This is a genomic window from Corynebacterium minutissimum (genome assembly GCF_016889765.1).
Lineage (GTDB): Bacteria > Actinomycetota > Actinomycetes > Mycobacteriales > Mycobacteriaceae > Corynebacterium > Corynebacterium minutissimum_B.
Map to the genome: position 1 here is coordinate 2,456,029 of NZ_CP069533.1, position 26,191 is coordinate 2,482,219.

Below are 26,191 nucleotides of genomic sequence, written 5' to 3' on the forward strand. Positions count from 1 at the left end.
TCGTTTCGCATGTCTCATGAGACTGTTCCGGTAGAAAGCCCTGAAGCCACAACTGCCCAGACACGACGAAAAGCGATGTCTCAAGACATCGATCCTCTGAGGCTTTCCACACCAAAGTGACGACTGCCAAAAATCCGCTCGTGTGAGGCCCAGCTCGGTTGCTTTTAGCGCTTTCAGGAGCAGTTCTAGGAGTGTGTCTCAAACTATGAACGACAACTGAGGTCGGAACTAGGTCTCAGTTATCGTGCATACGGGCACGATCTTGGGCCGCACAGTTGCCTGTACTGAGGAGTATCCGTGACGATGCGGCTAGCCGATTTCCGAGCTCTAGTCCACAGCCCCGGGGTCTCACACAACTGTCACTGTCATTCACGGTAGATAGCGGCTAAAAATTACAGGATTCTGGCCCTTATCTACCGTGAATGTGGCCGTTAGCCTAAATGTTGGCCTCGGCTCCGAAAACGAAAAGTCTCGAGACACCGACCGGAACGATGTCTCGAGACTTCACAGAGTGCCCCTGACAGGGATCGAACCTGCGACCTTCGGTACCGGAAACCGATGCTCTAATCCGCTGAGCTACAAGGGCATCGCTGGCGAAATGCCAACGATGCGATTCTAGCGCATAGGGGTGAGCGCCTAGAAATTGGCTCGCGCAGTGAGTAGCCCTTGAAAGGTGCGGCTGGTGAGGTGATGCGGTGAGGTGCTTACTGCTCGAAATAGCCGGGGGCGTCGGTGGTGCTGACGTGGCCGGTGCGCAGGTACTCCATGACGATGTCATCGACGGCACCGTTGCCGGTGGCGAACTGGCCGTGGCCCGGACCATGCACCGTGACGATCTGGGAGCGCATGGCGTCTGACATACCGCGGAAATCGCTATACGGCGTTAAGGGATCGCCGGTAGCTTGAAGCTGGAGGGGCGGGGTGGTGAGGCGGGAGCCGTCGAGAAGCACAGGCGTCGTTATAGGTTCGCGCCCGCCGCAGAACTGTCCAGAGCGGAATTGGTTGTTCTGTACCGTGAATGGATCCTTGGTGACGAAAGCGTCCCACAGAAACGCCGCGCCATAACCGAATTCGTGGGCCGAGTAGGTTTCATTGCACAGCACAAGGTTGGTGGTAAAGCCTTGCGCGCGGCCGGAAGCGTCCGTGGGGAGGGAGTCTGTGGTCTGAGCATTACCGAGGTCAATGGTCTCGATTCCGGCGATGTGATGGGCTGCCGTCTCCCACGAACTTGGGTAGGGCAGGATCGTTGCAGCGATCTGTAGCGTTGGGGAGTTCGACTGGCTGGCACCAAGGTTTCGGAGTTGGTCGAAGAGGTTCTCCAGTTGGACGCGCAGTGGGTTCGTCGCGGTTATGACTTCAGCACCACGTTGGCCGGTAAAGGCCAGGGGAGCAGGCAGGTCTTCGGTGCTAGCAGCAGGCGGATGTGCAGTGGGGCGCACACCGGATTCGGCCCTAACCTTGTCTGCCCAGTGTTCATATACCTGCAGGGGAGTTGTGCCCAGGTGATATGTGGCGTCGTTCGCTGCGATGTAGCCGAAGAAGTCAGCGAGAGCCCGTGTGGTGCCTCGTTGCTGGCTGGCGGCCTGACGGTTCAGCGACGCAGACGGGGTGTAGCCGGAATCAAGAACGACGCGGTCGGTGTGCTCCGGAAAGAACGTGGCGTAGGTGGAGGCCACCAAGGTGCCGTAGGAAACACCAGAGGCGATGATCGTCTCCGTACCCAAGGCGGCGCGGACCTGCTCCCAATCACGGGCGACGTTTGCCGTGGTCATGGAATCGGCATAGCCAGGGAAGGACTGTTCGCAGGCATCGCGGATCAGCTGGCCAAAGTGTGTGAACTGACCCGTACCCTCGGCGTCTTCGACAACGGAGCTGTCACAGTCAAGGGGCGTGGAAAAGCGTAAACCCCGGGACTGTACACCCACCATGTCGTAGTGCGTAGTGAGTTCCTCGGGCCAGAGAAAACTGGAGATAGCCGCCAAGGCATCACCGCCGGGGCCACCAGGGTTGATGAAGATTGTGCCGCGGGACTGTGCGGTGGCAGGACGGCGCACGAATCCGACCTGGATGCTGCCGCGCTCGGGGGCATCGTAGAAAGTAGGCACGGTGATGTGACCGCACTCGGCGCCAGGTGCATCGACGTCCGCAGGGCATGGTACCCAATCGATGGTTGGGGTGCCTGCGGGCGCGGGGGTTGAGGAAGGGCCGACAGCGGTGTTTGGTGCGGCAGTGGCTGGTGTACTGATTACGAGTCCAACACAACCGAGTAGTGCGGCGGCGAGCGTGGCGGTCACCGCGCGAGCTGAGTCGAAAACGTGAGAAAGGCGCATAACAGAACTCCTTGCCGGTCTGGCTACAGTTCTAGTTTATGCGCCTTGAGCAGTGCTTTTTCTCAGGTTTGACCTCTGCGTGCGAGGCTATGTGTAACCTCACACGCCAACTGCGTGCCCTACTGGTTCTGGGGCTGCTCGGCCCGGGGCTGGTCGAAGAAGCCCGGGGCATCGGCGGTGTTTACCTCGCCGGTGCGCAGGTAGTTAACCACAATGTTGTCAACGGCCTGGTTGCCTACGGCGAAGTGGCCGTGGCCGGGGCCATGGACGGTGACCACGCGGGACTGCATCGGATCCGACAGCCCACGGAAGTGAGCGTACGGGGTCTGCGGGTCACCGGTGGATTGGATCTGCAGTGGCTTGGTGGCGAGGTTGGCACCGTTCACGGCCACCGGCTTGGTGATGGGGGCGCGGCCGCCGCAGCCGGAGCCGGAGGAGTACAGCGAGTTGAACAAGGTGAACGGGTCCAGGGTGAAGTAGTTCGACCACAGGAAGGCCGGGATGGTGGTCGGATCCGACGGCGCAGTGTTCTCATTGCACATGATGATGTTCTGCATGCTCGTCGCATTCAGAATGGCCTGTTGAGCCTGCTTCGGGTCCTGCGGGCCTTCCTTGGCTGCTTCTTCAAAGTTGATGGGCTCAATGCCGGCAATGTGCTTAGCCAGTGTTTCCCATGCCTCTGGGCGCGGCAGAAGCTCACGGGTGGTGTTCAGCGTAGGGGAGGTTACCTGTAGTGCCTGCGGGTTGCGAGCCCTGCCTGCCAAGTGCTCTGCCTGCACGCGCAGCTGGCCGGTAGCAGTCATAATGTTTGCGCCTGGCTGGCCAGCGAACTCAAGGCCCGGTGGGAGGTCACCAATCTGTGCATCCGGCGGGAGGACGGTGGGGCGCACGCCGGCCTCGGCAGCGACAACCTGGGACCAGCGCTCATACGCCTTCAGCGGAGTTTTACCAGCGTGGTAGGTGGCGTCATTCTTCGCCATGTAGGTGAAGAAATCTTCCAGGGCGTTTTCGTAGCCCGCCTGTTGGGAGGCGAAGATTCCGTTCCAGGCCATGTTCGGATTCATGCCGGAATCGAGCACCATCTTGTCGGTGTGCTGCGGGAACAAGGTGGCGTAGGTCGAGCCCAAGAAGGTGCCGTAGGACAGACCAGCGATGTTGATGCGCTCCTCGCCGAGTGCCTGGCGCACGACCTCCCAGTCACGGGCAGTGTTTTCTGTGGTGATGGAGTCGGTGTAACCAGGGGTGTTCTTCTCACAATCCTGGCGGGTGATGGCGCCAATCTGCGTCAGCGCAACGATTGGGTTATCACCCGGGTTGCTTGCCGTGCAGTTGACGGGCGCGGACTCGCGCAAGCCACGCGGCTGCACACCAATGATATCGAACTCCTGCTCAATCTCTTTCGGCCATGCGGCGTTGTTGACCCAGCCATAAGCGTCACCGTTCGGACCACCCGGGTTGGTGAACAGGCTGCCCTTGCGCGCACCCGTTGCCTTCAGGCGGATAAAACCAACCTCAATGGTGCCCTTGTCCGGGGCATCGTAGTAGGTCGGTACGGTCACATGACCGCATTCAGCACGCTCATGGTCAACCCCCTCTGGACACTCTCCCCACGTGATGGTGGGCTGGTCAGCGTGGGCAACGGTGGGAACGGCTACTAAGCCGGCAGCCAGAGCTACAGGGCCTAGAACCGAGCCCAGAACGCGAGAAAGGCGCATAGAACAAGGCTCCTAAAATGGTGAGTAGGTACTCGCCTTATCCTATGCGCCATGGGTGATGTAAGACAGCTAAGTCAGCATGGAGGAGGGGGAGTGGCTACCCCCGTTTACCTCACTACTTAACAATCACCACAATGAGATCACGCGGACCGTGGACACCCTCCACGCGGCTGAGCTCAATATCGGACGTCGCCGACGGGCCGGAAATCCACGTAGCCGGGCGCTCCGGGTTCATGCGGGAGACAACCTCCGGGATGCCGTACACGATCTGGTCGTCGCGCACGATGCAGATGTGGCGGTCCGGGACCAGAGTCAGGGCACGGCGGCCACAGAGTTCGTTGGACTCCAGGACGATGGTGCCGGTCTGTGCCGAGGTGACGTGGGACTCGGTAAGCACCGCGTCAACGTCGTTCAGCTCGCGCGGATCCTTGGCATTGTCATCCGGGTTGGTAGTGCCCTCGAAACCATTGAGTAGGCCGGTATCGATACCAGGCGCATAGGTAACGGTGGAGCAGCCACGGTCCTTCAGGATGTCCACAATCGTGGAATTGAGCCCGGCCTCGTCGGTGACGTGGACGTCAGCCTTGTAGTCCTCGAGGCGGTCGACGAGCATGTCGCGCAGTTCATCGTCGCTCAGCGTGCCTTCACGCTGGTACTCACGCGGAACCTCGACGTGGTCCGGCAATCCGGCCTGCTTCTGAGCAGAAGAGATGCGCTTCAGAATCTCTTCCTTGGCGGCGCTGTTCTTGGTGGTCACTTGATGCCCTCCTTCTTGGCTTGGGCGAGGAGTTCTTGGGCTTCGTCAGAGTTGAACCACTGACGGAAGGACTTCTTCGGCGGAACGGCAGTATCGCGTACATCGGACCAACCGGACATGAACAGCGGCAGCTTGTCGATGACACCGTTGAAACCACCAAGGACGCGACCCAGAGCCACCATGTGGGTGACCTGGTTCCATATCTTCGGGTTGGTCCACAGAAGCTGCGGAACCTTGAAGATCTTCTCCTCGATCGGCGGGGTCGCGTTGGTGACCTTCTGGTGGCGGTTTTCCAGAATCACCTGGGAAAGCGGGATGCGTACCGGGCAGACCTCGTCGCAACGGCCACACAGCGAGCAGGCATAGGGCAAGCTTGCCGACGGATCGTTGTGGTCCTTCATGCCCGTCAACTGCGGCGTCAGGGAGATACCAATCGGGCCCGGGTAGACGGAGCCGTAGGCGTGGCCACCGGCGCGCTCGTAGACCGGGCAGACGTTGAGGCAGGCGGAGCAGCGGATGCACTTGAGCGCCTGGCTGCCCACCGGAGAAGACAGGGCAGCGGTGCGGCCATTGTCCAGGAGAACCAGGTGGAAGTTCTGCGGGCCGTCACCTTCGGTCACGCCGGACCACATCGAGGTGTACGGGTTCATGCGCTCAGCGGTGGAGGAGCGTGGCAGCAGCTGAAGGAATACCTCAAGATCCTGGAACGTCGGAACGAGTTTCTCAATACCCATGACGGTAATGAGGGTCTCCGGCAGGGTCAGACACATACGGCCGTTGCCCTCGGACTCTACGATGTTGATGGTGCCGGTCTCGGCCACACCGAAGTTTGCGCCGGAGATGGCAACCTTGGCCTTCATGAACTGCTCGCGCAGGAACTGGCGGGATGCCTCAGCCAGCTCAGCAGGCTCGGCTTTGAGGGAGTCATCGGTATTCGGCATCTTGTTGACGAAGATGTCACGGATTTCCGCACGGTTGCGGTGAATAGCCGGGACCAGAATGTGGGACGGCTTATCCTCACCCAGCTGGACGATGAGCTCCGCCAGGTCGGTTTCGCGGGCGTGGATGCCGGCTTCTTCGAGGTGCTCGTTGAGCGCGATTTCCTGGGTAGCCATGGACTTGACCTTGACCACGTCGGTCTCGCCGGTCTCCCTAATGAGCCCCTCGATGATCTCGTTGGCTTCCTTAGCATCACGTGCCCAGTGCACGATGCCGCCTCGCTTGGTCACTTGCTCCTCAAACTGGAGAAGGAGCTCGCTCATGCGGGCGCCGACGTCCTCCTTGAGGGCGGAACCAGCGTCACGCAACTGCTCCCAGTCCGGGGTCTCATCGACAGCGCCCTGGCGCTTGTTACGAATGGTGGTGGTGGCGTGGTGGAGGTTGCGGCGCTGGGTAGCGTTATTAAGACCGACGTGTGCCAGCGGCACAAAAGCCTTGGAACCGCGCAGGTTGCCGTAACCTTCGGGCGCGCGCGGCGGGGTGGTGTCGAGGAAGGAAGTCATTAGAGCATCTTCTCCTTAGAGTAGGCCGCGGACTCTGGGGTCCACGGGTGTTCCTTGGTGGAGGCGAGGATCTCAGCCAAGTGAATGGCGCGCACGCCAGCACGCTGACGTGACAGGGCACCACCGATGTTCATGAGACAGGAAGAGTCACCACCGGTGACGAACTCGGCTGCGGTTTCGCGGACGTGGCGAGTCTTATCACCAACCATGGCCGCGGAGACCTCTGCGTTCTTGAGGGCGAAGGTACCGCCGAAGCCGCAGCACTCTTCCTTGTTAGGAAGCTCCACCAAGTCGATTCCCTCGACTTCCTGCAGTAGCTGATAGGGGCGGTCACCAAGCTTGAGGAAGCGCAGGCCGTGGCAGGAAGGGTGGTAGGTCACGCGGTGCGGGAAGAACGCGCCCACGTTGGTTACGCCGGCGACGTCCACGAGGAATTCCGGCAGGTCCAGGGTCTTTTCTGAGGTCTTCTTAGCGCCATCGACATCAGCGGCGGTGCCGAAGCGTTGAGCAATCATCGTGTGCTGCTCGCGCACTGCTCCTACGCAGGAGCCGGAGGAAGAAACCACGTAATCGATGGACGGATCAGCAAAGGCGTCCGCATAGGAGCGGATCATGCCTAGCGTTTCCTTCTGGTAACCGGTGTTGATGTGCATCTGACCGCAGCAGGTCTGCTCTTCGGGGAAGACCACGTCATAGCCTAGACGGGACAGGACGAGGGCCGTGGCCTTGTGCGCATCGGGGAACAGAGAATCACCGATACAGGTGGAAAACAATGCTATTCGCATTAGTGTTGCGCTCCTTATCTGCCCCACGCGTCCGCTGTCGTCTCCATGGAGAGAGTTTGTACATGGTAGACAGCGGTGCGCAGAACATGTGCCTACAGGTATAGGCAGAATTCTACCGTGGAAAATCGTTTTTCTCGACACGAAAAATTCCCACTACCTGGCACTTTAACGCAACATTAATGTTGTGAAATTCTTACGTGCACAGATGCTGACACATCAGCCGCCGAGCAGTAAGGACTACTCAGCGGCTGGTGGAGCGGATGCGCCCGAATCCGGGGGCAGGCGTTCTAAGGAGTGCGCGGTGTGCTGACCATTTTCTACGGAACGAGGAAGCCCAGAACGTTGGTCATGAGGAAGACGATGATGCAGACGACGGCAAGGAAGGCTACGGAGTAGCCCACGACGGCCTTGAAGATGCGGGACTCCTCGCCTTCCATCTTCACTGCGGTAGCGGCAATGGCCAGGGACTGCGGAGAAATCATCTTGCCCACAACACCACCTGAGGTGTTGGCTGCCAGCATGAGATCCGGGTTGACGCCAATACGGTCGGCGGCGGTGACCTGCAGGTTGGCAAAGAGCGCATTGGCGGAGGTATCGGAACCTGTCACGGCGGTACCAATCCAACCCAGGACCGGGGAGAAGAGTGCGAAGATGCCACCGACGGATGCTACGAACTGACCAATGGAAATGGTCTGGCCCGAGTAGTTCATGGTGTACGCCAGCGCCAGAACCAAGATGATGGTCAGTGCGGAGAACTTCATGCGGTTGATAACTTCGCCGAACTTCGCCAGCGGCTCGGAGGCCTCCAGCGTGTAGCGGCCGTTCTCGTTAAAGGCCATGTAGATGATAGCCACGATGATGCCGGAGATGAGAAGCAAGGTGCCCGGGTTGCCCAAGACGTTGAACTTGAAGGCGGTGTCCATGGCGTTGCCGTCGGCGTCGATAATGGTGCCGTCGAGAAGCGGCCACGGGATGTTGAGCTGGATGAAACCGAAGATGGCTGGCCACGCAGTGGCTACGGCGAAGACGGCGGTGACAACCGCGTAGGGCAGCAGCGCCATCCAGATGCGGCGGCCGTTAAGATCGGACACCTCTTCCTGGGCGGGCAGCTCCATGCGCTCACGCAGGCTGTCGACGCCCTTGGGCTTCCATACACGCAGGAAGAGGAAGCCCGCGCCCAGGGAGACAATGCAGGCCACGACGTTGGTGAGCTGGTAGGCGAAGAACGTGGCGGCTGCCCACTGCGCGATGGCGAAGGACACACCGATGACCGCGGCGGCGGGGCCGGCTTCCTTGACGCCACGCATGCCGTCGAGGATGAAAAGGATGAAGAAGGGCACGACCGCAGCGATGAGCAGCACCTGCAGGGAGATCAGGCTGGCGATGTCCGCGGTCTGCTCGGCGGTACGGCCGCCGACGGAACCGGCGGTGGTGACCGGGATGCCCACAGCACCAAAGGCCACCGGGGCGGTGTTCGCAATCAACACGGTGGTGGCGGCCTTTAGGGGCTTCACACCCAGCGCCAGGATCATCGTGGCGGTAATAGCCACCGGTGCACCGAAGCCGGCGAGGGCCTCCAGCAGGCCACCGAAGCAGAAAGCAATGAGGATGGCCTGGATACGGATATCGCCATCGCCCAAGAGGTCGAAGGTCTTACGTAGGTCCTCGAAGCGGCCGGACGACACGGTCACTTCGTAGAACCAAATGGCGGTGATGATGACCCAAACGATGGGGAAGAGGCCGAAGAGGCCGCCGCGTAGTGCGGAGGACAGTGCCATATCGGCAGGCATGCCGATGCCGAAGATGGCGATGAGAAGCGCCACAAGGAGTGCGACTGCTCCCGAGGTGTGAGCGCGGGCTTTGAGGCCCAGCAGCATGATGAAGAACGCGATCAGCGGCAGGGTAGAGACCGCAGCGGTGGCTCCCACGCTGCCAGCGATGGCATCGGTGGTGATGTTGAAGGTTGACATAAAGCTCAATTCACAGTGTTTCCCGCTTTTCCTCCACGTACTGCGTGGTCACTGTGAAGTAGTGACCTGTACGGAGGAGGAGGTGCGAGGCGATGGAACGATACAGTTAGCGTGTTTAGCGTAGAACCTCACACCCTCATGTGCCGCATTATTCACCTGATGGGGGTGAGTGCGCTAGTTAACGTTTGAGCGTCCCGAGTACGCGAGCAGCCTGATCGTGCCTCCCAGCGGCAAGGACGATAGACTTTGGCCCTATGAATCCTGAAGATCTTTCCGCCCTGATCAAAGAGACCGCTGCGGCCGTCCTTACCGAGCATGAGCTGGACGCCTTCGTCCTGCCGGAGACCGTGACCGTCGAGCGCCCGCGTAACCCGGAGCACGGTGACTACGCCACGAACCTGGCCCTCCAGGTGGCCAAGAAGGCCGGTGCCCAGCCCCGCGAGCTGGCGCAGTGGTTGGCAGATGCCCTCGCCGGCAACGATGCCATCGATGAAGCCTCCATCGCAGGCCCGGGATTCCTCAACATTCGCCTTGCCGCCGCAGCGCAGGGCGCTATTGTGGCCCAGGTCCTCAACGGCGGTGCAGACTTCGGTAGCAACACCACCTACCAGGGCACGAAGATCAACCTGGAGTTCGTTTCCGCGAACCCGACTGGCCCGATCCACCTGGGTGGTACCCGCTGGGCCGCCGTGGGTGACTCGCTCGGCCGCGTGCTCGAAGCCTCCGGCGCGGAAGTTACCCGCGAGTACTACTTCAACGACCACGGCGGACAGATCGACCGCTTTGCGCGTTCGCTGGTGGCCGCCGCCAAGGGCGAACCCACCCCGGAGGACGGTTACGGCGGCGACTATATTAAGGAAATCGCGCAGGGCGTGCTCGAACAGAACCCGGACGCCCTCGACGGTGGCGATGCCGAAGTGCAGGAAGCCTTCCGCTCGGCGGGCGTGGAGATGATGTTCGCCCAAATTAAGGAGTCCCTCCACGAGTTCGGCGTGGACTTCGACGTCTACTTCCACGAGAATTCCCTCTTCGAGTCCGGCGCGGTGGAAAAGTCCATCCAGAAGCTCAAGGACAACGGCAAGCTCTACGAGTCCGAGGGCGCATGGTGGCTGAAGTCCACCGAGTACGGCGATGACAAGGACCGCGTGGTTATTAAGTCCGATGGCAATGCCGCCTACATCGCCGGTGATATCGCCTACGTGGCCGATAAGTTCGACCGCGGACACGACCTGGCCATCTACATGCTGGGCGCGGACCATCACGGCTACATCGCTCGCTTGCGCGCATCCGCCCAGGCTCTCGGGTACAACCCAGAGGCCGTCGAGGTCCTCATCGGCCAGATGGTTAACCTGGTCCGCGATGGCCAGGCGGTGAAGATGTCCAAGCGTGCGGGCACTGTCATTACCCTCGATGATCTTGTTGAAGCCATCGGCGTCGACGGTGCGCGCTACTCCCTGGTGCGCTCCTCCGTGGACTCCAGCCTGGACATCGACTTAGGCCTGTGGGCTTCCCAGTCGGCGGATAACCCAGTCTACTACGTGCAGTACGGCCACGCCCGCATTTGTTCCATCCTGCGTAAGGCAGCGGAACTGGGCTTCGACACCGCCGCGCTTGCCGACGCCCCCCTCGACCTCCTCACCCACGACAAGGAAGGCGATCTCATCCGCACTCTGGGCGAGTTCCCCGAGGTGGTGGCTACCGCAGCGACCCTGCGCGAGCCGCACCGCATCGCGCGCTACGCCGAGGAACTGGCAGCCGTCTTCCACCGCTTCTATGACCAGTGCCAGGTGCTGCCGAAGACTGATGAAGCGACCGAGCCGATTCACTCCGCGCGCCTCGCCCTGGCCAACGCCACCCGCCAGGTCATGGCCAATGCCTTGACCATGGTGGGGGTTAGCGCACCGGAGAAGATGTAAGACGGAGAAGATGTAAGACAAGGTATCGATGACTGACTTCAATTCCCTTCCGGCCCACGTGTGGCCGCGTAACGCTGCTCGAGATTCGGATGGCGTGGTCTCGATTGGCGGCGTTTCTTTGACCGAGCTGGCTGAAGAATACGGCACTCCGCTCTACGTTTTCGATGAGCAAGACTTCCGCTCGCGCTGTAAGGATATGGCCCAAGCCTTCGGCGGCCCCGACCACGTGCACTACGCTTCCAAGGCCTTCATTACCAAGCGCATCGTGCGCTGGGTGGATGAGGAGGGGCTGTGCCTCGACGTGGCTTCCCTTAACGAAGCCAAGCTGGCGCTAGCCGCGAACTTCCCACCGGAGCGCATGACCGCGCACGGCAACAACAAGGAAGACGAATATTTGCAGCTGTGTGTGAGCGAGGGGATTGGGCATGTAGTGCTGGATAACGCGGAGGAGCTCTCGCGTCTCAACAGCATTGCCGCAGCCGCCGGACGCGTCCAGCCGGTCATGATCCGCGTCAAACCCGGTATCGACGCCCACACGCACGAATTCATCGCCACCGCCCACGAGGACCAGAAGTTCGGCATTTCCCTGTCCACCGGCGCCGCCTTTGAGGTTGCTCGCACGGTGTTGGAATCCGCCAATCTTAAGCTGGTGGGCCTGCACTGCCACGTCGGTTCCTCGGTGTTCAACGCCGATGGCTTCAAGCTGGCTGCTGAGCGCGTGCTGAGCCTGTACAAGCGCATTCACTCCGAGCTCGGCGTTGCCCTCGAAGAGCTGGACTTGGGCGGCGGCTTTGGCATTCCTTATATGGAATATGAGGAGGCCCTCGACGTCGCCACCCTGGCTAAAGACCTCCTCGACGCCGTGCAGCGCACCGCTACTGAACTCGGTATCAAGCCGCCGTTCGTGCTGGTGGAACCTGGCCGCTCTCTGGTGGGTGCCTCCGCGGTCACCGTCTACCGCGTGGGCACGGTCAAGGATGTGGAGACCGGCAAGGCGGATCTGCCGATGCGCCGCTACCTGTCCGTGGACGGCGGCATGTCGGACAATATCCGGCCGGCACTCTATGGCTCGGACTACGACGTGCGTGTGGTCAACCGTCGTACCCAGGGCGAGCCAGTGGACTCGCGTATCGTGGGCTTCCACTGTGAATCCGGTGACATTCTGGTCAATGAGCGCCGTTTCCCCTCGGATATCACCACCGGCGATCTCCTCGCCTTCGCCACCACCGGCGCCTATCAGTACATGATGGCCTCGCGCTATAACGGCGCTCTGCGCCCAGCGGTAGTCTCCGTGCGTGACGGCAAAGCTTCACTCATGCTGCGCCGGGAAACGGTGGAGGACTTGCTGGCGTTGGACGTCGATTAGCGCGGCGTTGGCACAGCTCACCGCATTTTATTCAGGGTGACATGGCCGGTCGCGCGGAGTGCAGGCCATTCCGCGTAGAAATAGACAGCTCGTTCTGTATAGTGATGGGCTAGCACGTAACAACCATTCGCAATTTCAACAAAGGGACACCATGACGACGAACCGTAGCAAGAAGCCCGAAGGCGAGCCTGTAGGAATCGCATTGCTTGGCTTTGGCACCGTGGGCGCCGAGGTTTTCCGCCTCGTGCAAGAAAACGCTGATGCTTTTGCGCACCGTATCGGCGGCCCCGTGGAGATCCGCGGCGTGGCCGTGCACAACAAGAATAAATTGCGCCCGGGCGTGCCGGCGGAGCTGCTGACCGACGACGCCAAGGCGCTCGTCCTGCGCGATGATATCGACCTCGTCGTCGAGGTAATCGGCGGCATTGATTTCCCGCGCGAGCTCGTCCTCGCCGCCCTCAACGCCGGCAAGTCCGTGGTCACCGCCAACAAGGCTCTCGTGGCCGCGCACGCGGATGAGCTGGCGGAGGCTGCCGACCGCGCCGACGTCGACCTTTACTTTGAGGCCGCCGTGGCCGCCGCCATCCCGGTGGTGGGCATGCTGCGCCGCTCTCTGGCCGGTGACAAGATCCAGCGCATCTCCGGAATCGTCAACGGCACCACCAACTTCATCCTGGACGCTATGGAGTCCACTGGTGCCTCCTATGAGGATGCACTGGCTGAGGCGACCCGCCTGGGCTACGCCGAGGCCGATCCCACCGCTGACGTGGAGGGCCACGACGCCGCCTCGAAGGCTGCCATCTTGGCATCCCTGGGCTTCTACACCCGCCTGACCTTCGACGATGTCTACTGCGAGGGTATTTCGAAGATCACCGCCGATGACATCACGGCCGCCAACCAGGCTGGCTACTCCATCAAGTTGCTGGCCATCTGCGAGCGCCTTGTGGATGAGGAGACCGGTGCGGAATCCGTCAACGCCCGTGTCCACCCGACGTTGGTTCCGAAGGATCACCCACTGGCTTCGGTCAGCCAGTCCTACAACGCTATCTTCGTTGAGGCAGAGGCCGCTGGCTCACTGATGTTCTACGGCAACGGCGCTGGCGGTAACCCGACCGCCTCTGCTGTGCTGGGTGATGTCATCGGCGCGGCACGCAACATCGTCCACGGCGGCCGTGCGCCGGGGGAGAATACCTACGCCAACCTGCCCATCGCTGAGTTTGGTGAGGTGGAGACCCGCTACCACGTGGACATGGAGGTGGATGACCGCACCGGCGTGTTGTCAGTCATCTCCGGCGTTTTTGCCCGCCATGGTGTTTCCCTGCGCACCGTGCGCCAGGAAGATGGCGAGGAGACCGCTCGCCTTATCGTGGTCACCCACGCGGCTAAGGAAGCGGTGCTGGAGGACATCGTCGCGGCCCTTGGCGAGCTCGATGAGGTCAAGGCCGTTCACTCCGTCATCCGCCTAGGCGTCTAAAGCTGAGGCTGTGACAATGAGCATCGATATCGAAGTTGGCACCAAAGTCACCGTCCAGGTCCCAGCCTCCTCGGCTAACCTGGGGCCGGGTTACGACACCCTCGGCATCGCGCTGAGCCTCTACGACACCGTGGAGGTAGAGGTCACTCGCTCCGGCTTGGAGGTGGAGATTTTTGGCGAGGGCGCAGATGATTTGCCCCGCGACGGCTCCCACCTGGTAGTCAAGGCCATCCGTTCTGCGCTTCAGGCTGCCGACGTCGAGGCCTCCGGCCTGCGCGTGGTGTGTACGAATAACATCCCGCAGTCCCGCGGCTTGGGCTCCTCGGCGTCTGCCGCGGTGGCTGGCGTGGCCGCAGGCAACGGCCTGGCCGGTTTCCCGCTCTCCGCGGAGCAGGTTGTCCAGCTCTCCTCGGCCTTCGAAGGGCACCCGGATAACGCCGCAGCGTCCGTGCTGGGTAACGCCGTCGTCTCGTGGACCACGGTGCCTGTCGACGGCCGCTCGCTCCCGGAATACCGCGCCGCTACTCTCGACGTCCACGAATCCATCAAGGCCACGGCCCTGGTCCCAGATTTCCACGCCTCAACGCAGGCAGTGCGCCGCGTGCTTCCCTCGCACGTCACGCATGCCGACGCCGCTTTCAACGTCTCCCGCACCGCGGTCAACGTGGCAGCGCTGACCGCCTACCCGGAGCTGCTCTGGGAGGGCACCCGCGACCGCCTGCACCAGCCTTATCGCGCGGACGTGTTGCCGGTAACCGCGGAGTGGGTCAACCGCCTGCGCAACCGCGGCTACGCGGCCTACCTCTCAGGTGCGGGTCCTACCATCATGGTCCTCCACACGGAGCCCATTGAAGAGTCCATCTTGGATGAAGCCCGAGAGCAAGGCCTTCGTGTCCTCGAGCTGGAGGTCGCTGGACCGGTGAGTGTCGAGCGCGGTTAAAACCTTCGAGCGCGGTGCCGTATGGCACCGCGCTTTCTCGTGGCTAGCTCGCCGTCTTGACGTTGACCCGGCAGACCCCGTTGCCGGACTGCGGCATGAGTGTGAGGTGGAGGCGCCCGCCAGCCTCCACGGCTGCTTGCTCAAGGTAGCCATCGTGAATGGCGCAGACAAAGGGGGAGGGGCGGATACCCGCGGTGACGAACGGGCACGCGTGAAGCTCTAAGTCTGTCTCGCCCGTCTGGTTGAACCTATCGATGGATGTCACCGGATCGAAGCCCATATCGCGCATGGCGCGATACAGCGGAGCGAGAGCATCAGCCTTATTGACAGTCTTGTCGGCGGTGGCCTGTGCCCAGCGGCGACCAATCTCTCGTGCCTGCTCAGAAGCGAAGTCATCAAGCTGGTCCTTATCCGCCAGCATTTCTGCGAGGACGCTGATGAGGGACACATACTCCTCTGCCACGGAGCGATTATCAGGGATACGCACTTGGAAAATGAGGGAGGGGCGCCCGCGGCCTTGTGCTGGAGCGGTGATGACGCGGACGGCACCGGCATTCACTAACTCGTCGAGGTGACCACGCGCGGTGTTGACGTGCATACCCATCGCGTCCGCGACGTCCGCTGCTTTCGCCCCTTGGGGATATTCCTGCAGGGCTTTGAGTACTTCTCGCTGCTTGGGGGAGAGATGAAGCGACTCGGGAAAAAGCTCCGTGGAGGAACGGGGAGTATGCGTAGACATCGGCAGATGGATCCTTCAGACGGTTCTAGTGGGGATCCTACAACTCGGACATCCATTTTCTATAATTTTTACCGACTTTTTCGTAGGATAATGCTCACTACGTGCGCTAACTCAGAGGACTACATACGGGGATATACCGATACTGCGTCTTGATTGAGACGGCAGCGCACCGAGGCGCCCGGCGCGGGCTCGCCCGCAACCCCGCTGACACGCACGCGTTGGGGGCCGGTTTGAGCGAGCACGATGCCGCCGCCTACTGCGGCAACTGCCTGCAGGGAGAGCTCGCCAGCCGCATCTGCGTAGAGCGCGGTGGGTGGGAAGGCTACCCACGCAGATCCGTCATCCACGTCGGGGGCGGGGAGAGCAATCTCACCGGCGGTGCAGACTCCATCTGCCACGGTTCCTTCAAGAAGGTTAAGACCCGCGAGGGAGGCCACGAAGGCGTTGGGAGGATGGGCGAGCAGGTCCTGTGCATAGCCCTTGGCGGTGATGGAACCGCCTTCCATGACGAGGATGTCGGTGGCCAGGGCGCTGATGTCGTGGAGGTTGTGCGTGACCAGCACGGTCGTGCGGTCGGGCGCTGCGACCGAGAGGAGGTGGCGCCATCGGGCGGCTGACTCGACATCCATAGCAGCGAAAGGTTCGTCGAGTACAAGGACCTCTGGGCGGGCAGCGAGCGCGCGTAGTAGGGCCACCTGGGCTGCTTGCCCGCCGGATAGTTCGCGCACGTAGTTCAAATTCTCCAGCCCGGCATTGCCCAGGAGCTCTTCTGTGCGTGCATCGTCCTTGGTCACCATGGACAGTGCTTGTCGTACCGTCGCGGTGGGCGGAAGACCGGGGTTCTGGGTGAGCATCACCACGCGGTCTGCGGAGACCGTGGCGCCCCGAAGGCGACCTGAGAGGAAACGCATGAGGGTGGTCTTACCAGCACCGTTAGGGCCCACCACGGCGGTGATTGCCCCTCCCCGGAAGGTCACGTCGTGGGGGCCCGCGACGAGGCTTACCTCTCGTGGACTCTGCACAGGTGCCGTGAGCGCGCGGAGGGACTCAGTGTTCATAGGGGAGAGCGTGCGGGCGACTGCCTCACGGTGCCGGCGGAGCAGCGAGGGCACGCCTGCTGCAGCCAGGAGGAGAACTGCCAGTGCGATGAGGATAGCAGAAAGTGCATAGGCGGTGTCGGCGCTGACCTCGCGTTCGAGGTAGATGCCGCTGGACATTGTGCGGGTGATACCAGGCATCGAGCCCGCGAAAGTGATGGTGGTGCCGAATTCACCGAGTGAACGCGCAAAGGCCAAGGCGGCGCCTGTGAGGACAGCTGGGGCGATGGCGGGCGCGGTGATGTGGCGCAGAATCTCGCCTGGGCGCATGCCGACGCCACGCGCGCTCGCCACAACCTCATGATCAAGCTGGCGCAGGGCGGAATCGACGGCCACGACCACGAAGGGCAAGGTGACGAAGATATGTGCTACCACCACGCCCGCGAAAGCGAAGGCCACGCGAATCTCAGCGGCTTCGAGCAGGGGGCCCAAAAGGCCGCGTCGTCCCAAGAGAGCGGTGAGGGCCAAACCACCCACCACCGGCGGCAGCGCCAGTGGCAGATAGACCACCAGCCGCACGAGGTGCGCAGTGCGGTGCAGCTGCTGTAGCCACAGCGCCAAGCAGGTTCCGAGAAGAGTGGAGAGAATCGTGGCGAGCGCAGCTGAGCTCAGCGTGATGCGAAGGAGGTCTTGAGTGGCTGGCGCGCGGAGATTCTCTGGGAGTTGTCCCCAGGGGATGCGGAGCCCTAATGCCAGGATGGGGGCAACGATGTAGACGGCGGCGAGGGCGCCGACAGCAACTACCGCCCACGGCACGCGGGGGTGTTGCTCACGCAGATCAAGAGAGGTGTTCATTTAGTCAACCGGGGTAAAGCCATACTTTTGCCACTCGGCGTCAAAGCCATCGTCTAGAAGATCCAAGACCGCTTGTGCTTCATCGCGACGAGGTGAGGCGGCCACTACGGCGCCGAGGATTTCGTTGGGGAAGTCTTCGGCGCCATCAATGGGGATGGCTTCCACATCATCGCTGGATGTGGCGTCGGTGGCGTAGACCATACCGGCATCGGCTTCCCCGGAAGCTACTTTACCGAGGACGTTGGCGACTTGGGATTCCAGGGAATACGGCTCCACGTTGAGCCCCTTGGCTGCAAGAATCTTCGCCGACAGTGCACCGCAGGGTACTTGGGCATCACAGAGGACGAGGCGCGTGGAGGCATCAATGTCCTCGATAGTCTCCAGTCCGGCGGGGTTGCCCTTGGGCACCACCATGACCATCGTGTTGGTAGCCAGTACCTTTGGCTTGTCGACATCGCCGTGTGAAACGGCCCGGTCCATCGTGGTCGCAGAAGCGGTGATGAGGAGGTCGGCCGGGGCGCCGTCGTAAAGCTGCTGCACCAACCCCGAGGAACCACCGTTGTTGATAGCCAGGTCGATGTCGGTGTGCGCAGCCAAGTCGTTGTTGATAAGACGCGTCGAGGACGCTGCGAATACCGAAAGCGGCTTATCCGTTGGCTGCGCGGTGCACCCAGCAAGGCTGAGCGCGGCGGCGAGGATGGGGAGGATAAAACGGCGCATGCCCGCTTACTTTACGCGGTGCGGGTGAACTTAATGTGGACGTCCTCTGGTTCCTTCTTGAGGTACTCCAGCTCGAAGCGTTCTTCGCGTTGCTCGATTTCTGTGAGTAGCGGCAGCGGATCGTGTGGGGCAATAAGGATCATGGCTTCACCGACGTTGAGTGTTCCCAGCGCGCCGTGGATGGCGCCGTGGCGGACGGCGTGGGGAATCTCAGAGGCGTTAAGGGTGGGGAGGCTCGCGCCCTTGGAGGAGTCGAAGATTGGCAGGTTCATGGTTGTGGTCCTTTCCGTCACACGCGGCGGCACGCGTTGCCGCTCACGATGCCAATTTACTACGATTAAAGCCGTGAAAAAAGATGTGAACCTGCTAGATGTCTCCCTTGCCGCTCGCCGGCGTTGGCACACCACAGCTTTCGCGTTGGTAGCCTTCTGGATTCTCGCGGGCATCGGGCTCACCATCGCCGGTTCCCTTGGCGCCCCGGTGGTGTGGTGGGTTCTCATCCACCCCTTCACCATTGGTGCGCTCACCACCGCCATCGTGGTCTTTTCCACGCACTTTACTGAAGCACTCACCCGCACCCCGGCGACGAACTACCGCGGTGTTGCCACGCGCGTGGCCGCCATCCAGCTGGGACTGGTGCTCCTCCTTGTCGACCGCGCGGGCTACGACTGGGGCGCGCTTGCCGACGCCTCCTCCGTCCTCCTCATCCTCACCCTCACATGGCACGCGTGGGCGCTGTGGCAGAAACTGCGCGGCTCGCTGTCCGGTTCCTTCGCGCTCACCGTGCCCTTCTATCTGGCGGCAGCCGGCTTCATGGTGTGCGCGATCGGCGTTGTTTTCCTCGCCGCCCACGGCGTGGGCAACTATTCATTGCTCGTTGCTGCGCACTCGCGCGGGATGGTGTGGGGCTTCGCTCTGCTCACCATCCTGGGAACCGTGGTGACCTTGCTGCCCACGCTGACCCGCACGCCGATTTCGCCCATCGCGCGTTCTCGCTGCACCCGCGCGCTCATCGTGCACTGCGCTGGGCTGGCTTCGGCCATGGGGCTAGAGGCCGCAGGGCTGACCCGCGCCGCCGGTGTAGCCCAGCTGCTTGTGGTCGTAGCGGGGGTTCTCATCATCCAACCCGTGCTCGCGGGTGCGCTGGCCGGCAGGATGTCCACGGCGAGCATGTCCGCCATGGCGGGGCTGGTGTGGATGCTGGCCCTCTGCGCGGGCGATGCCGTTGCCAGCGCTGTAGGTGCCTATCCCCGCGCAGTCACGCTGTTGCTCATGCCCGCCTTTGTCGGCGCAGGGTTGTTGCAGCTGGTCACGGGTGTCCTTCACCACATGCTGCCCATCCTGGCGCGCGCCCGGCGCACCGAGCGTGCTGGCTACCTGCGCCTGGGGTTGATCAACGTGGGTGGCTTGGCTTGCCTGCTGGGGATTCCGGTGGTGCACGCTGCCGGGCTTATCATGATGGGGCTAGGCCTTATCGCTGCCGTCGCGGTCTTAGTCTGGGCCGTGGTTTCTACCAAAGGAGATGTTCATGTCTAGCGCGCCTGCTCAGGCCCCTGAGACAAAGAAGTGGACCGCATGGCTCATCATTATTCTCGCGCTCGTCGCGGTGATCGGCTTGGCGGTGATGAATTCTACGGCGGCGCAGCGCGGCGCTACCTCCGCCGCGCCTGCCGACGCCACCACGATCGACGTCTCCGTCGACGGCATGGCCTTCGTTCCCGCCTCGGTGGACATTCCGGCCGGAACCCACCTCGTGGTGAACTTCACCAACACCGGTGACCAAGTCCATGACCTAAAGATCGGTGGGGCAGAGACCAGCCGAGTGGAGCCGGGCGAGAGTGCGGTGCTGGATGTCGGTGTTATCACCGAATCCGTCGAGGGATACTGCACCATCGCCGGGCACAAAATGCAGGGCATGACCTTTATGGTCAACGTGACCGATGACCCGGCAGCGGGTGAGAAGTCAACATCGGGCCATCATCATGCCGTTGCCGCTCCCGCGAACGTGCCTTCCCTGGCTGAGCGCATGGCGCCGCGTGAGGATTTCGAGGCCTTTGACCCAGTGCTGAAGCCTGCGAAAGGCACAGTCCACGAGGAAACGTGGACCATGACGGAGGAGGAAGTCGAGGTCGCTCCTGGTGTGCGCCAAACGCGCTGGCTCTTCAACGGCCAAGCACCCGGCCCCACCCTGCGCGGCACGGTGGGCGATACCTTCCGCATCACCATTAAAAACGAAGGTTCCATGGGCCACTCCGTCGACTTCCACGCCGGTGAGGTCAGCCCTAATGAGACGATGAAGACCATTCAACCGGGCGAATCCTTGACCTATGAGTTCGTGGCACACCGCGCGGGTGCGTGGATGTATCACTGCTCGACCATGCCGATGAGCCTGCACATTGCCAACGGCATGGCCGGTGCCGTCATCATTGATCCGAAGGGCGAGGATGCGCTTTCCGACGTCGACGCGGAATACCTCCTCACCTCCGCTGAAGTTTTCCTCGCCGCAGAGGGCAGCGAGGCTGAGGGCGCGGATCCGCAGCGCGTGAGCGATGGCTCCTATGACCTCACCGCCTTCAACTACTATCCCAATCAATACGACGACGGCCTCGCCCCGCTGCATGCGAAGGTGGGCGATACGGTGCGCATTTGGCTGGTGAACCTAGGCCCGGATTTGCCGCTGAGCTTCCACGTCGTGGGCGAGATCTTCGATACCGTCTACAAGGAAGGTGCATACCTTCTGCAGGATGCCGAGGATTCCGGTTCGCAGGCTGTTGACCTTCTCCCGGCACAGGGCGGCTTCGTGGAAATGACCTTCAACGAACCCGGCACCTACTCCTTTGTCAACCACATCATGACTAATGCGGAAAAGGGCCAGCACGGACAGATCATCGTCGAGTAGTCTGGCGGGCCTGCCTGCGAGCGCGCAGTTCATCGACGGTATCGATGTCGCGCACGGCCTCCGTTCCCGGAACGTGCACAACGTTCTCGGCTAGGCGCAGCAGACGCATAGCGGGCTGATTGCGCGGATCGCCAAGCTCACCCAGGGCTTTCTGCAGCGCTTCGGTGCGCCAGAGTGCGCAGAGAGGCTGCAGATGGCCGTCGAGAGTAGCGATGGCGACGTCAGCGCCCGATTGCTCGAGTGCCCCGGCCAAGGCTGGCAGCATCTGTGGGGAATCAGGGGCGTCGACCGCCAAGACAGCCGTGGTGCGTAGAGAGAGGCCTGAAAGCGCTGCATGGCCTGCCGCAATACCTGCGACTGGCCCGCCGAAGAGAGGAGACTCGCAGACCTGAGGCATACCCAGCCGGTATGGCGAGACCACTGCGGTGGGCATGCCGTAAGGAAGTTGGCGCACCAGGCGGTCGATGAGGCGCTCGCCGGCGAGAATGACGCTGGCCTTATCCACGCCGCCCATCCGCGTGCCGCGCCCACCGGCCAGGATGATGACGCCGTGCATGGCTAGACTTCCTGCGCGCCGGGCAACTCGCGGGACCACTCACCGGAGCGCCCGCCGGACTTGGCGGTGATGCCGCAGCGCCGGATATAGGCAGATCGGTCCACGCCTTTGACCATGTCAATGAGCGCTAGGGCAGCAACGTTGACGGCGGTGAGCGCTTCCATCTCTACGCCGGTGCGGTCGGCGGTGCGCACGGTGGCCTCGATGAACACATGGTCGTCGCGTAGCTCAATGTCCACGGCACAACCATGCACACCGATGGTGTGGGCCAGCGGCAAGAGATCTGGCACCTTCTTGGCGGCGGCAATGCCGGCCACGCGGGCCACGGCGAGGACGTCACCTTTGGGCACGTTGCCCTCGCGCAGCGCGGTGAGGACCTCCGGGGAACAGGCCACCTCACCTTGGGCGGTGGCTGTGCGCACGGTGGGGTTCTTCTCCGTCACATCCACCATGTAGGCAGAGCCGGAGTCGTTGAGGTGCGTGAACTTCATGGTGTCAGGATTCCTTTGATTAGTAGGGATACACGGTGAGCGTGTTGCCGGGGGCGATGGACTCGGTAATGAGCGCGAAAGCATTCGTGTCGAGTAGGGCGCCGACGTGATGGCTGCGCATCCGGGGACCCGGGGGTGGGGCTGCGGTGACCATGCCGTTGAGGGCGAGATGACAGGGCTGGATGAGGGGATGCGAGGCCGCGGGGAAATCGGCCGCAGCAGTGGCGGTGAGGTGTGGCCGGTCCACAACGCTTTGCGGTCGGGGCAATCCAGCAAGCGTTCGCAGTAGTGGGGTGAGGTAGAGATGCGCGGAGACAAATGCCGCGACAGGGTTGCCGGGCAGACACACGACGGGCACCTCGTTCCACAGCGCGTGGCCTTGTGGCGCGCCGGGGCGCTGGTCCACGTGACCGAACCAGGGGCGTTCGCCGTGCTCGGTGAGCACATCACGTACAACGTCGAAGGCCCCGGCGGACACTCCGCCCGTGGTGACGATGAGATCGGAACCGGTGGCTCCTTGCGTAGCGTTATCGAAGGTTTCTCGCAGCTCCTCTGGGGCATCACCGCAGCACAGCCGGGTGATGTCGCAGGTTCCGGTGGCGTGAAGGATGGCCTCAAGCATGGGGCCGTTGGAGTCAGGGAGTTGGCCGTTGAGAAGCTCCTCGCCGGTGGCAATGACAGTGATGCGCGGGACGCGGTAGAGCTCGGTGGAAGTGATGCCGGAGGATAAAAGGGTGGCGAGGAGCGGGGCATCGATGAGCGAGGAAGATTGGGCAATCTCCTCACCGCAGGCAATATGGGAGCCGCGGCGGCGAATATGGGACCGAGTGGGCAGACGGTGAACGGTGACAGCCTCCGGAAGTGGGCCGGGGCCAGGGGAGACGCCCGTATCTTCGACAGGGACGACCAATCCATCAAAGCCCTCGGGGATAGCCCCACCCGTCATGATGCGCACGGCCGTCCCAGACTGCGGAGCGCACGGTGCAGCGCCCGCGGGTACGTCACCGACAACCTTGAGCGCGCACGGCTTATCCAAGGGTGGGGTAAGAAAACCATCCATCGCGGAATTGTCCTGCGGTGGGATAGCGCGGCGGGCGGTAACGGTCTGCGCAAGCACCCGTCCTGCGTGCACCGAGCTTCGTTCCGTAGACACGGGGCGGATAAGGGCATGCAGGCGTGAGAAGTAGTCCTCGATACTCGTGCCAGGCGTTGTCATTGCACCTAATCTAGCCGCCGATGGCGGACATGGGGCGATCGGGCTGGAGGAAACCCTCGTCATTCACTCCGTGGCCTGGCAGCTTGCGCCACATCTCCCCGGCCCATGCCGCCGCAAGCTCGTCGTCGCTGGCGCCGGCACGCATCAGATCCCGCAGGGAGGTCTCCGAATTTCCAAACAGGCAATTGCGCACTGCGCCATCAGTAGTCAGGCGAGTGCGGTCGCAGTTGCCGCAAAAGGGGCGGGTAACAGAAGCGATGACGCCGATGCGCCCTGGTGGGGTGGAGCCATCGCGGGAGGTAGCCTCCCACAGCGCGGCAGGGGCCGAGCCGCGGGTTTCTTCTGCTGGTGTGAGCTCGAACTCCTCGCGCAGGAAAGCAAGAATCTCCTCGGCCGTGACCATGCGGGAGCGGTCCCACTCCTCCCGCGGTCCCAGCGGCATCTGCTCAATAAAACGCAGCTGCGCACCATGCTCGAGGCAGAAGCGCGCCAGAGGAAGAATGGCAGATTCATTGACCCCAGGCATGATAACGGCATTGATTTTCACCGGGGCCATATCGGCGGCAAGGGCAGCGTCGATGGAGGCAAGCACGTCCGGCAGGCGGTCGCGCCGGGTAAGCCGAGCGTAAAGCTCGCGGTCAAGGGTATCGAGGGAAATGTTGACGCGGTCCAGCCCGGCGCGCTGGAGCTCTTCAAGCCGCTTGTCCAACCCTAAACCGTTGGTGGTCAGCGCAGTGGAGGGAGCGATACCCTCATCGGTACGCAGAGCGGAAGTAGCGGCGATGATCTTCTCCAAGGAGTTACGCAGGAGTGGCTCACCGCCGGTGAAACGTACCTGGCGGATTCCGAGCTTCTCCACGGCGAGGCGGATGAGGCGGATGGTTTCGTCGTCGCTAAGCGTCTGTTCGGTCGGCATCCACTCAAAGCCCTCGGCCGGCATGCAATAGGTGCAGCGCAGATTGCAGCGGTCCGTCAAAGACACACGCAGGTCGCGGGCCTGGCGGCCGTAGCGGTCAAGAAGCGCGCGGTGGCCATCAGGACTAGGCCCCGGCACGTCAGCAGGAAGGCTAGCCGCACCGGGGATACGGGGCAGGGGCAGTGGGGTGGAATCGGACATTGCTCGCTACTGTAGCCCGAAGTGCGCTGAATTAATAGGCAGCGGATTTACTCCTCGGCATCGAGGCGCTGAGATTCACCCGGGCCCTTAAGTCGGATGATGTTGTAGTCACCTTCAGCCAGGTGAGCACGCAGGTCCTTCTTATCGAACTTGCCCACGGAGGTCTTATCGATGGATTTCACAAAGGTCCAGTACTCCGGCAGCATCCAGGAGGGCAGCTCTGAGCGCATAGCATCGCGCAGACGCTCGGCGGTTTCAATGGTGGGGGAAATCCCCGCTGCCAGCACCGTGACCGCCAGTGGGCGCTCAACCCATTGCTTATCCGGGTAGCCGATGACGGCGCATTCGAGCACCGCCGGGTTGGCCATAATGAGGTTTTCCAGCTGGACTGAATAGATCCACTCGCCACCAGAGCGGATGACATCGCGGGCGCGGTCCTCCACGGTGAGGAAGCCCTCCTCGTTGACGAAGCCGACATCACCGGTGCGCAGCCATCCATCCGCAGTGAACTTGGACTCGGCGTCCTCGACGTTCTTGCCGCGGAACTCGTGGGCGGCACCGCCGTCTTCGGAGGTGGGCGAGTGATAGTAGGAACCAGTAACGAGGTTGCCACGGACTTGAATCTCGCCGGCGTTGCGGTCGGTGGTGTTGACCACGTGGCCATCATTGACCACGCGGTATTCCAGGGAGGCGGGGAAGCGTCCTTGAGAAATGCGGTAGGCCCAGCGCGCTTCGCCGGAAGCACCTGAAGGCGGGCGCGCAACGGTTCCGACGGTGGTAGTCTCCGCCATGCCCCAGACGTGCACCACGTCGACACCGTAGCGCTCTTCCCACATCTTGATGAGCTGCGGGGGCACCGGCGAGCCGCCGGCAAAAATCTCGGTGAGAGTCATGCGCTCCGGTGGGTGCTTGAGGTAATGCACAAAGAGCTGAATCCAAATCGTGGGCACGCCATGCGCCACGCGCGGGGAGGTCGCAGCAATGATTCTGGCCAGGGTGGCGGGAGAGACGTCGGCGTCGGGAAGCACCAGCGGCGTGCCCGTCATCCATGCCGCAAAAGGAACGCCCCAGCTCAGCACGTGATAAATGGGAATGCAGCACAGGAAGGTCTCTCCGTGCGTCACACACAGCGAATCGGAGGCGCGCAGCTGCATGCCCTCAAGATATAGCGCGCGGTGCGAATAGAGCACGCCTTTGGGTGCGCCTGTGGTGCCGGTGGAATAACACAGAGCGGCTGCGGTGTGCTCATCCAAGGTGGGCCAGTCGTAGACCGTCGAGCGGCCATCGAGCAGCTCCTCGTAGCTGTAGACTTCGATGCCCTGGGGCATGGGAACAGTGAGCTTATCGACGTCCGTGAAGACCACCGCGCGCACGCAGTCCACGCCTTTGAGGACGTTCGCGAGCTGCTGGCCAAGGCGCCCATCGGCGACAATAACCTGTACTTCCGCATGGTTGACGATGTGCCGAATCTGGTCATTCATCAGCTGCTTGTTGAGCGGCGTAAACACCGCGCCTTTGCAGGCCGTGCCAAAGAGGACTTCGAGGTGCTCCGCGCAATTCCACATGAAGGACCCCACGCGCTCATCCCCGGTAACCCCCAACGTGTCGTGCAGCGCATGCGCGAAAGCGGCAGCGCGTGCGCCGATGTCGGCGAAGGTGGTTTCCTCGCGCTCATTGCCCGGATCGTCACTATGCCACGTGATGACCTGGGTTTGGCCGTGGACGGAGGAACCGTACTCCAGGATGCGCGTCAGGGACAGGGGGATATCCTGCATGGTGGAGAGCATGCGTACCACTTTAGCCGTG

General features: G+C 62.2%; 21 protein-coding genes and 1 tRNA gene. 6 read left to right on the plus strand and 16 right to left on the minus strand.

From position 1 onward, the window contains the following. Window positions 1-512: 512 nt before the first annotated feature. From I6J26_RS11525 to I6J26_RS11555, 7 genes are all read right to left on the minus strand, one after another. Window positions 513-586 (minus strand) — tRNA-Arg (locus I6J26_RS11525). A 118-nt stretch (window positions 587-704) separates the two neighbouring features. After that, window positions 705-2,330: an alpha/beta fold hydrolase gene (locus I6J26_RS11530; RefSeq protein WP_115021708.1), complete on the minus strand. Its 1,626-nt coding sequence runs from the start codon at window positions 2,328-2,330 to the stop codon at window positions 705-707. Window positions 2,331-2,449: 119 nt separating this feature from the next. After that, window positions 2,450-4,045 carry an alpha/beta fold hydrolase gene (locus tag I6J26_RS11535; protein WP_039674943.1) on the minus strand — a complete coding sequence of 532 codons (1,596 nt, stop codon included), beginning with the start codon at window positions 4,043-4,045 and terminating at the stop codon, window positions 2,450-2,452. Window positions 4,046-4,160: 115 nt separating this feature from the next. Continuing rightward, window positions 4,161-4,802 carry a LutC/YkgG family protein gene (locus I6J26_RS11540; RefSeq protein WP_115021709.1) on the minus strand — a complete coding sequence of 214 codons (642 nt, stop codon included), beginning with the start codon at window positions 4,800-4,802 and terminating at the stop codon, window positions 4,161-4,163. Beyond that, window positions 4,799-6,304 (minus strand): LutB/LldF family L-lactate oxidation iron-sulfur protein, encoded by a 1,506-nt coding sequence (locus tag I6J26_RS11545; RefSeq protein WP_115021710.1) that lies wholly within the window; start codon window positions 6,302-6,304, stop codon window positions 4,799-4,801. The genes I6J26_RS11540 and I6J26_RS11545 overlap by 4 nt, the downstream gene beginning before the upstream one ends. Beyond that, entirely contained in the window at window positions 6,304-7,089 is a 786-nt protein-coding gene (locus I6J26_RS11550) for a (Fe-S)-binding protein (protein ID WP_115021711.1), read from the minus strand. Before I6J26_RS11550 ends, I6J26_RS11545 begins: the two co-directional genes overlap by 1 nt. A gap of 317 nt (window positions 7,090-7,406) precedes the next feature. Then, window positions 7,407-9,059 (minus strand): L-lactate permease, encoded by a 1,653-nt coding sequence (locus I6J26_RS11555; RefSeq protein ID WP_115021712.1) that lies wholly within the window; start codon window positions 9,057-9,059, stop codon window positions 7,407-7,409. Window positions 9,060-9,313: 254 nt separating this feature from the next. On the opposite strand from I6J26_RS11555, the gene argS reads away from it, so the two are divergent. From argS to thrB, 4 genes are all read left to right on the plus strand, one after another. After that, complete coding sequence (argS, locus tag I6J26_RS11560) at window positions 9,314-10,975, plus strand: arginine--tRNA ligase (RefSeq protein WP_115021713.1); 1,662 nt, start codon at window positions 9,314-9,316, stop codon at window positions 10,973-10,975. Between the two features lie 28 nt (window positions 10,976-11,003). Beyond that, window positions 11,004-12,341 (plus strand): diaminopimelate decarboxylase, encoded by a 1,338-nt coding sequence (lysA, locus tag I6J26_RS11565; protein WP_039674956.1) that lies wholly within the window; start codon window positions 11,004-11,006, stop codon window positions 12,339-12,341. A gap of 151 nt (window positions 12,342-12,492) precedes the next feature. Further along, window positions 12,493-13,815 (plus strand): homoserine dehydrogenase, encoded by a 1,323-nt coding sequence (locus I6J26_RS11570; protein WP_115021714.1) that lies wholly within the window; start codon window positions 12,493-12,495, stop codon window positions 13,813-13,815. A gap of 16 nt (window positions 13,816-13,831) precedes the next feature. Further along, the gene (gene thrB, locus I6J26_RS11575; RefSeq protein WP_115021715.1) at window positions 13,832-14,755 is read left to right on the plus strand and encodes a homoserine kinase; all 924 of its coding nucleotides are present in this window, start codon (window positions 13,832-13,834) and stop codon (window positions 14,753-14,755) included. 43 nt (window positions 14,756-14,798) lie between these two features. On the opposite strand, the gene I6J26_RS11580 is transcribed toward thrB, so the two are convergent. The 4 genes from I6J26_RS11580 to I6J26_RS11595 all read right to left on the minus strand — a co-directional run bounded on the left by I6J26_RS11580 (window position 14,799) and on the right by I6J26_RS11595 (window position 18,378). Further along, window positions 14,799-15,494 carry a helix-turn-helix transcriptional regulator gene (locus tag I6J26_RS11580; protein ID WP_115021716.1) on the minus strand — a complete coding sequence of 232 codons (696 nt, stop codon included), beginning with the start codon at window positions 15,492-15,494 and terminating at the stop codon, window positions 14,799-14,801. A gap of 119 nt (window positions 15,495-15,613) precedes the next feature. After that, window positions 15,614-17,386: an ATP-binding cassette domain-containing protein gene (locus I6J26_RS11585; protein ID WP_115021717.1), complete on the minus strand. Its 1,773-nt coding sequence runs from the start codon at window positions 17,384-17,386 to the stop codon at window positions 15,614-15,616. Further along, window positions 17,387-18,106: a molybdate ABC transporter substrate-binding protein gene (modA, locus tag I6J26_RS11590; protein ID WP_115021718.1), complete on the minus strand. Its 720-nt coding sequence runs from the start codon at window positions 18,104-18,106 to the stop codon at window positions 17,387-17,389. 11 nt (window positions 18,107-18,117) lie between these two features. Continuing rightward, window positions 18,118-18,378, minus strand: coding sequence for a DUF2249 domain-containing protein (locus I6J26_RS11595; RefSeq protein WP_115021719.1), 261 nt, complete (start codon window positions 18,376-18,378; stop codon window positions 18,118-18,120). Window positions 18,379-18,463: 85 nt separating this feature from the next. Here I6J26_RS11595 and I6J26_RS11600 point away from each other — a divergent pair, with 85 nt between their 5' ends. After that, a complete protein-coding gene (locus I6J26_RS11600; protein WP_115024301.1) occupies window positions 18,464-19,642 on the plus strand; it encodes a beta-carotene 15,15'-monooxygenase in 1,179 nt (392 codons plus the stop codon). Beyond that, window positions 19,635-21,005 (plus strand): multicopper oxidase domain-containing protein, encoded by a 1,371-nt coding sequence (locus tag I6J26_RS11605; RefSeq protein ID WP_115021720.1) that lies wholly within the window; start codon window positions 19,635-19,637, stop codon window positions 21,003-21,005. The genes I6J26_RS11600 and I6J26_RS11605 overlap by 8 nt, the downstream gene beginning before the upstream one ends. Here I6J26_RS11605 and mobA read toward each other — a convergent pair. From mobA to I6J26_RS11630, 5 genes are read right to left on the minus strand one after another with little or no spacing between them, the layout of a single operon-like run. Continuing rightward, entirely contained in the window at window positions 20,992-21,561 is a 570-nt protein-coding gene (gene mobA / locus I6J26_RS11610) for a molybdenum cofactor guanylyltransferase (RefSeq protein ID WP_115021721.1), read from the minus strand. The genes I6J26_RS11605 and mobA overlap by 14 nt on opposite strands. A gap of 2 nt (window positions 21,562-21,563) precedes the next feature. Then, window positions 21,564-22,052, minus strand: a complete 489-nt coding sequence (gene moaC, locus I6J26_RS11615; RefSeq protein ID WP_115021722.1) for a cyclic pyranopterin monophosphate synthase MoaC — start codon at window positions 22,050-22,052, stop codon at window positions 21,564-21,566. A gap of 19 nt (window positions 22,053-22,071) precedes the next feature. Next, entirely contained in the window at window positions 22,072-23,268 is a 1,197-nt protein-coding gene (locus tag I6J26_RS11620; protein WP_115021723.1) for a molybdopterin molybdotransferase MoeA, read from the minus strand. 10 nt (window positions 23,269-23,278) lie between these two features. Continuing rightward, window positions 23,279-24,385: a GTP 3',8-cyclase MoaA gene (gene moaA / locus I6J26_RS11625; protein ID WP_115021724.1), complete on the minus strand. Its 1,107-nt coding sequence runs from the start codon at window positions 24,383-24,385 to the stop codon at window positions 23,279-23,281. Between the two features lie 47 nt (window positions 24,386-24,432). Beyond that, window positions 24,433-26,172 (minus strand): long-chain fatty-acid--CoA ligase, encoded by a 1,740-nt coding sequence (locus tag I6J26_RS11630; protein ID WP_115021725.1) that lies wholly within the window; start codon window positions 26,170-26,172, stop codon window positions 24,433-24,435. Window positions 26,173-26,191 lie beyond the last annotated feature (19 nt).

Excerpts from the sequence above, each read along its gene's own strand:
- I6J26_RS11595 (WP_115021719.1), bottom strand. The coding sequence starts at position 18,378 with ATGAACCTGCCAATCTTCGACTCCTCCAAGGGCGCGAGCCTCCCCACC.
- I6J26_RS11530 (WP_115021708.1), bottom strand. The coding sequence starts at position 2,330 with ATGCGCCTTTCTCACGTTTTCGACTCAGCTCGCGCGGTGACCGCCACG.
- I6J26_RS11630 (WP_115021725.1), bottom strand. The coding sequence starts at position 26,172 with ATGCTCTCCACCATGCAGGATATCCCCCTGTCCCTGACGCGCATCCTG.
- I6J26_RS11545 (WP_115021710.1), bottom strand. The coding sequence starts at position 6,304 with ATGACTTCCTTCCTCGACACCACCCCGCCGCGCGCGCCCGAAGGTTAC.
- I6J26_RS11555 (WP_115021712.1), bottom strand. The coding sequence starts at position 9,059 with ATGTCAACCTTCAACATCACCACCGATGCCATCGCTGGCAGCGTGGGA.
- modA (WP_115021718.1), bottom strand. The coding sequence starts at position 18,106 with ATGCGCCGTTTTATCCTCCCCATCCTCGCCGCCGCGCTCAGCCTTGCT.
- I6J26_RS11580 (WP_115021716.1), bottom strand. The coding sequence starts at position 15,494 with ATGTCTACGCATACTCCCCGTTCCTCCACGGAGCTTTTTCCCGAGTCG.
- I6J26_RS11550 (WP_115021711.1), bottom strand. The coding sequence starts at position 7,089 with ATGCGAATAGCATTGTTTTCCACCTGTATCGGTGATTCTCTGTTCCCC.
- I6J26_RS11605 (WP_115021720.1), top strand. The coding sequence starts at position 19,635 with ATGTCTAGCGCGCCTGCTCAGGCCCCTGAGACAAAGAAGTGGACCGCA.
- mobA (WP_115021721.1), bottom strand. The coding sequence starts at position 21,561 with ATGCACGGCGTCATCATCCTGGCCGGTGGGCGCGGCACGCGGATGGGC.
- I6J26_RS11535 (WP_039674943.1), bottom strand. The coding sequence starts at position 4,045 with ATGCGCCTTTCTCGCGTTCTGGGCTCGGTTCTAGGCCCTGTAGCTCTG.
- argS (WP_115021713.1), top strand. The coding sequence starts at position 9,314 with ATGAATCCTGAAGATCTTTCCGCCCTGATCAAAGAGACCGCTGCGGCC.
- moaC (WP_115021722.1), bottom strand. The coding sequence starts at position 22,052 with ATGAAGTTCACGCACCTCAACGACTCCGGCTCTGCCTACATGGTGGAT.
- I6J26_RS11620 (WP_115021723.1), bottom strand. The coding sequence starts at position 23,268 with ATGACAACGCCTGGCACGAGTATCGAGGACTACTTCTCACGCCTGCAT.
- I6J26_RS11585 (WP_115021717.1), bottom strand. The coding sequence starts at position 17,386 with ATGAACACCTCTCTTGATCTGCGTGAGCAACACCCCCGCGTGCCGTGG.
- I6J26_RS11570 (WP_115021714.1), top strand. The coding sequence starts at position 12,493 with ATGACGACGAACCGTAGCAAGAAGCCCGAAGGCGAGCCTGTAGGAATC.
- thrB (WP_115021715.1), top strand. The coding sequence starts at position 13,832 with ATGAGCATCGATATCGAAGTTGGCACCAAAGTCACCGTCCAGGTCCCA.
- moaA (WP_115021724.1), bottom strand. The coding sequence starts at position 24,385 with ATGTCCGATTCCACCCCACTGCCCCTGCCCCGTATCCCCGGTGCGGCT.
- lysA (WP_039674956.1), top strand. The coding sequence starts at position 11,004 with ATGACTGACTTCAATTCCCTTCCGGCCCACGTGTGGCCGCGTAACGCT.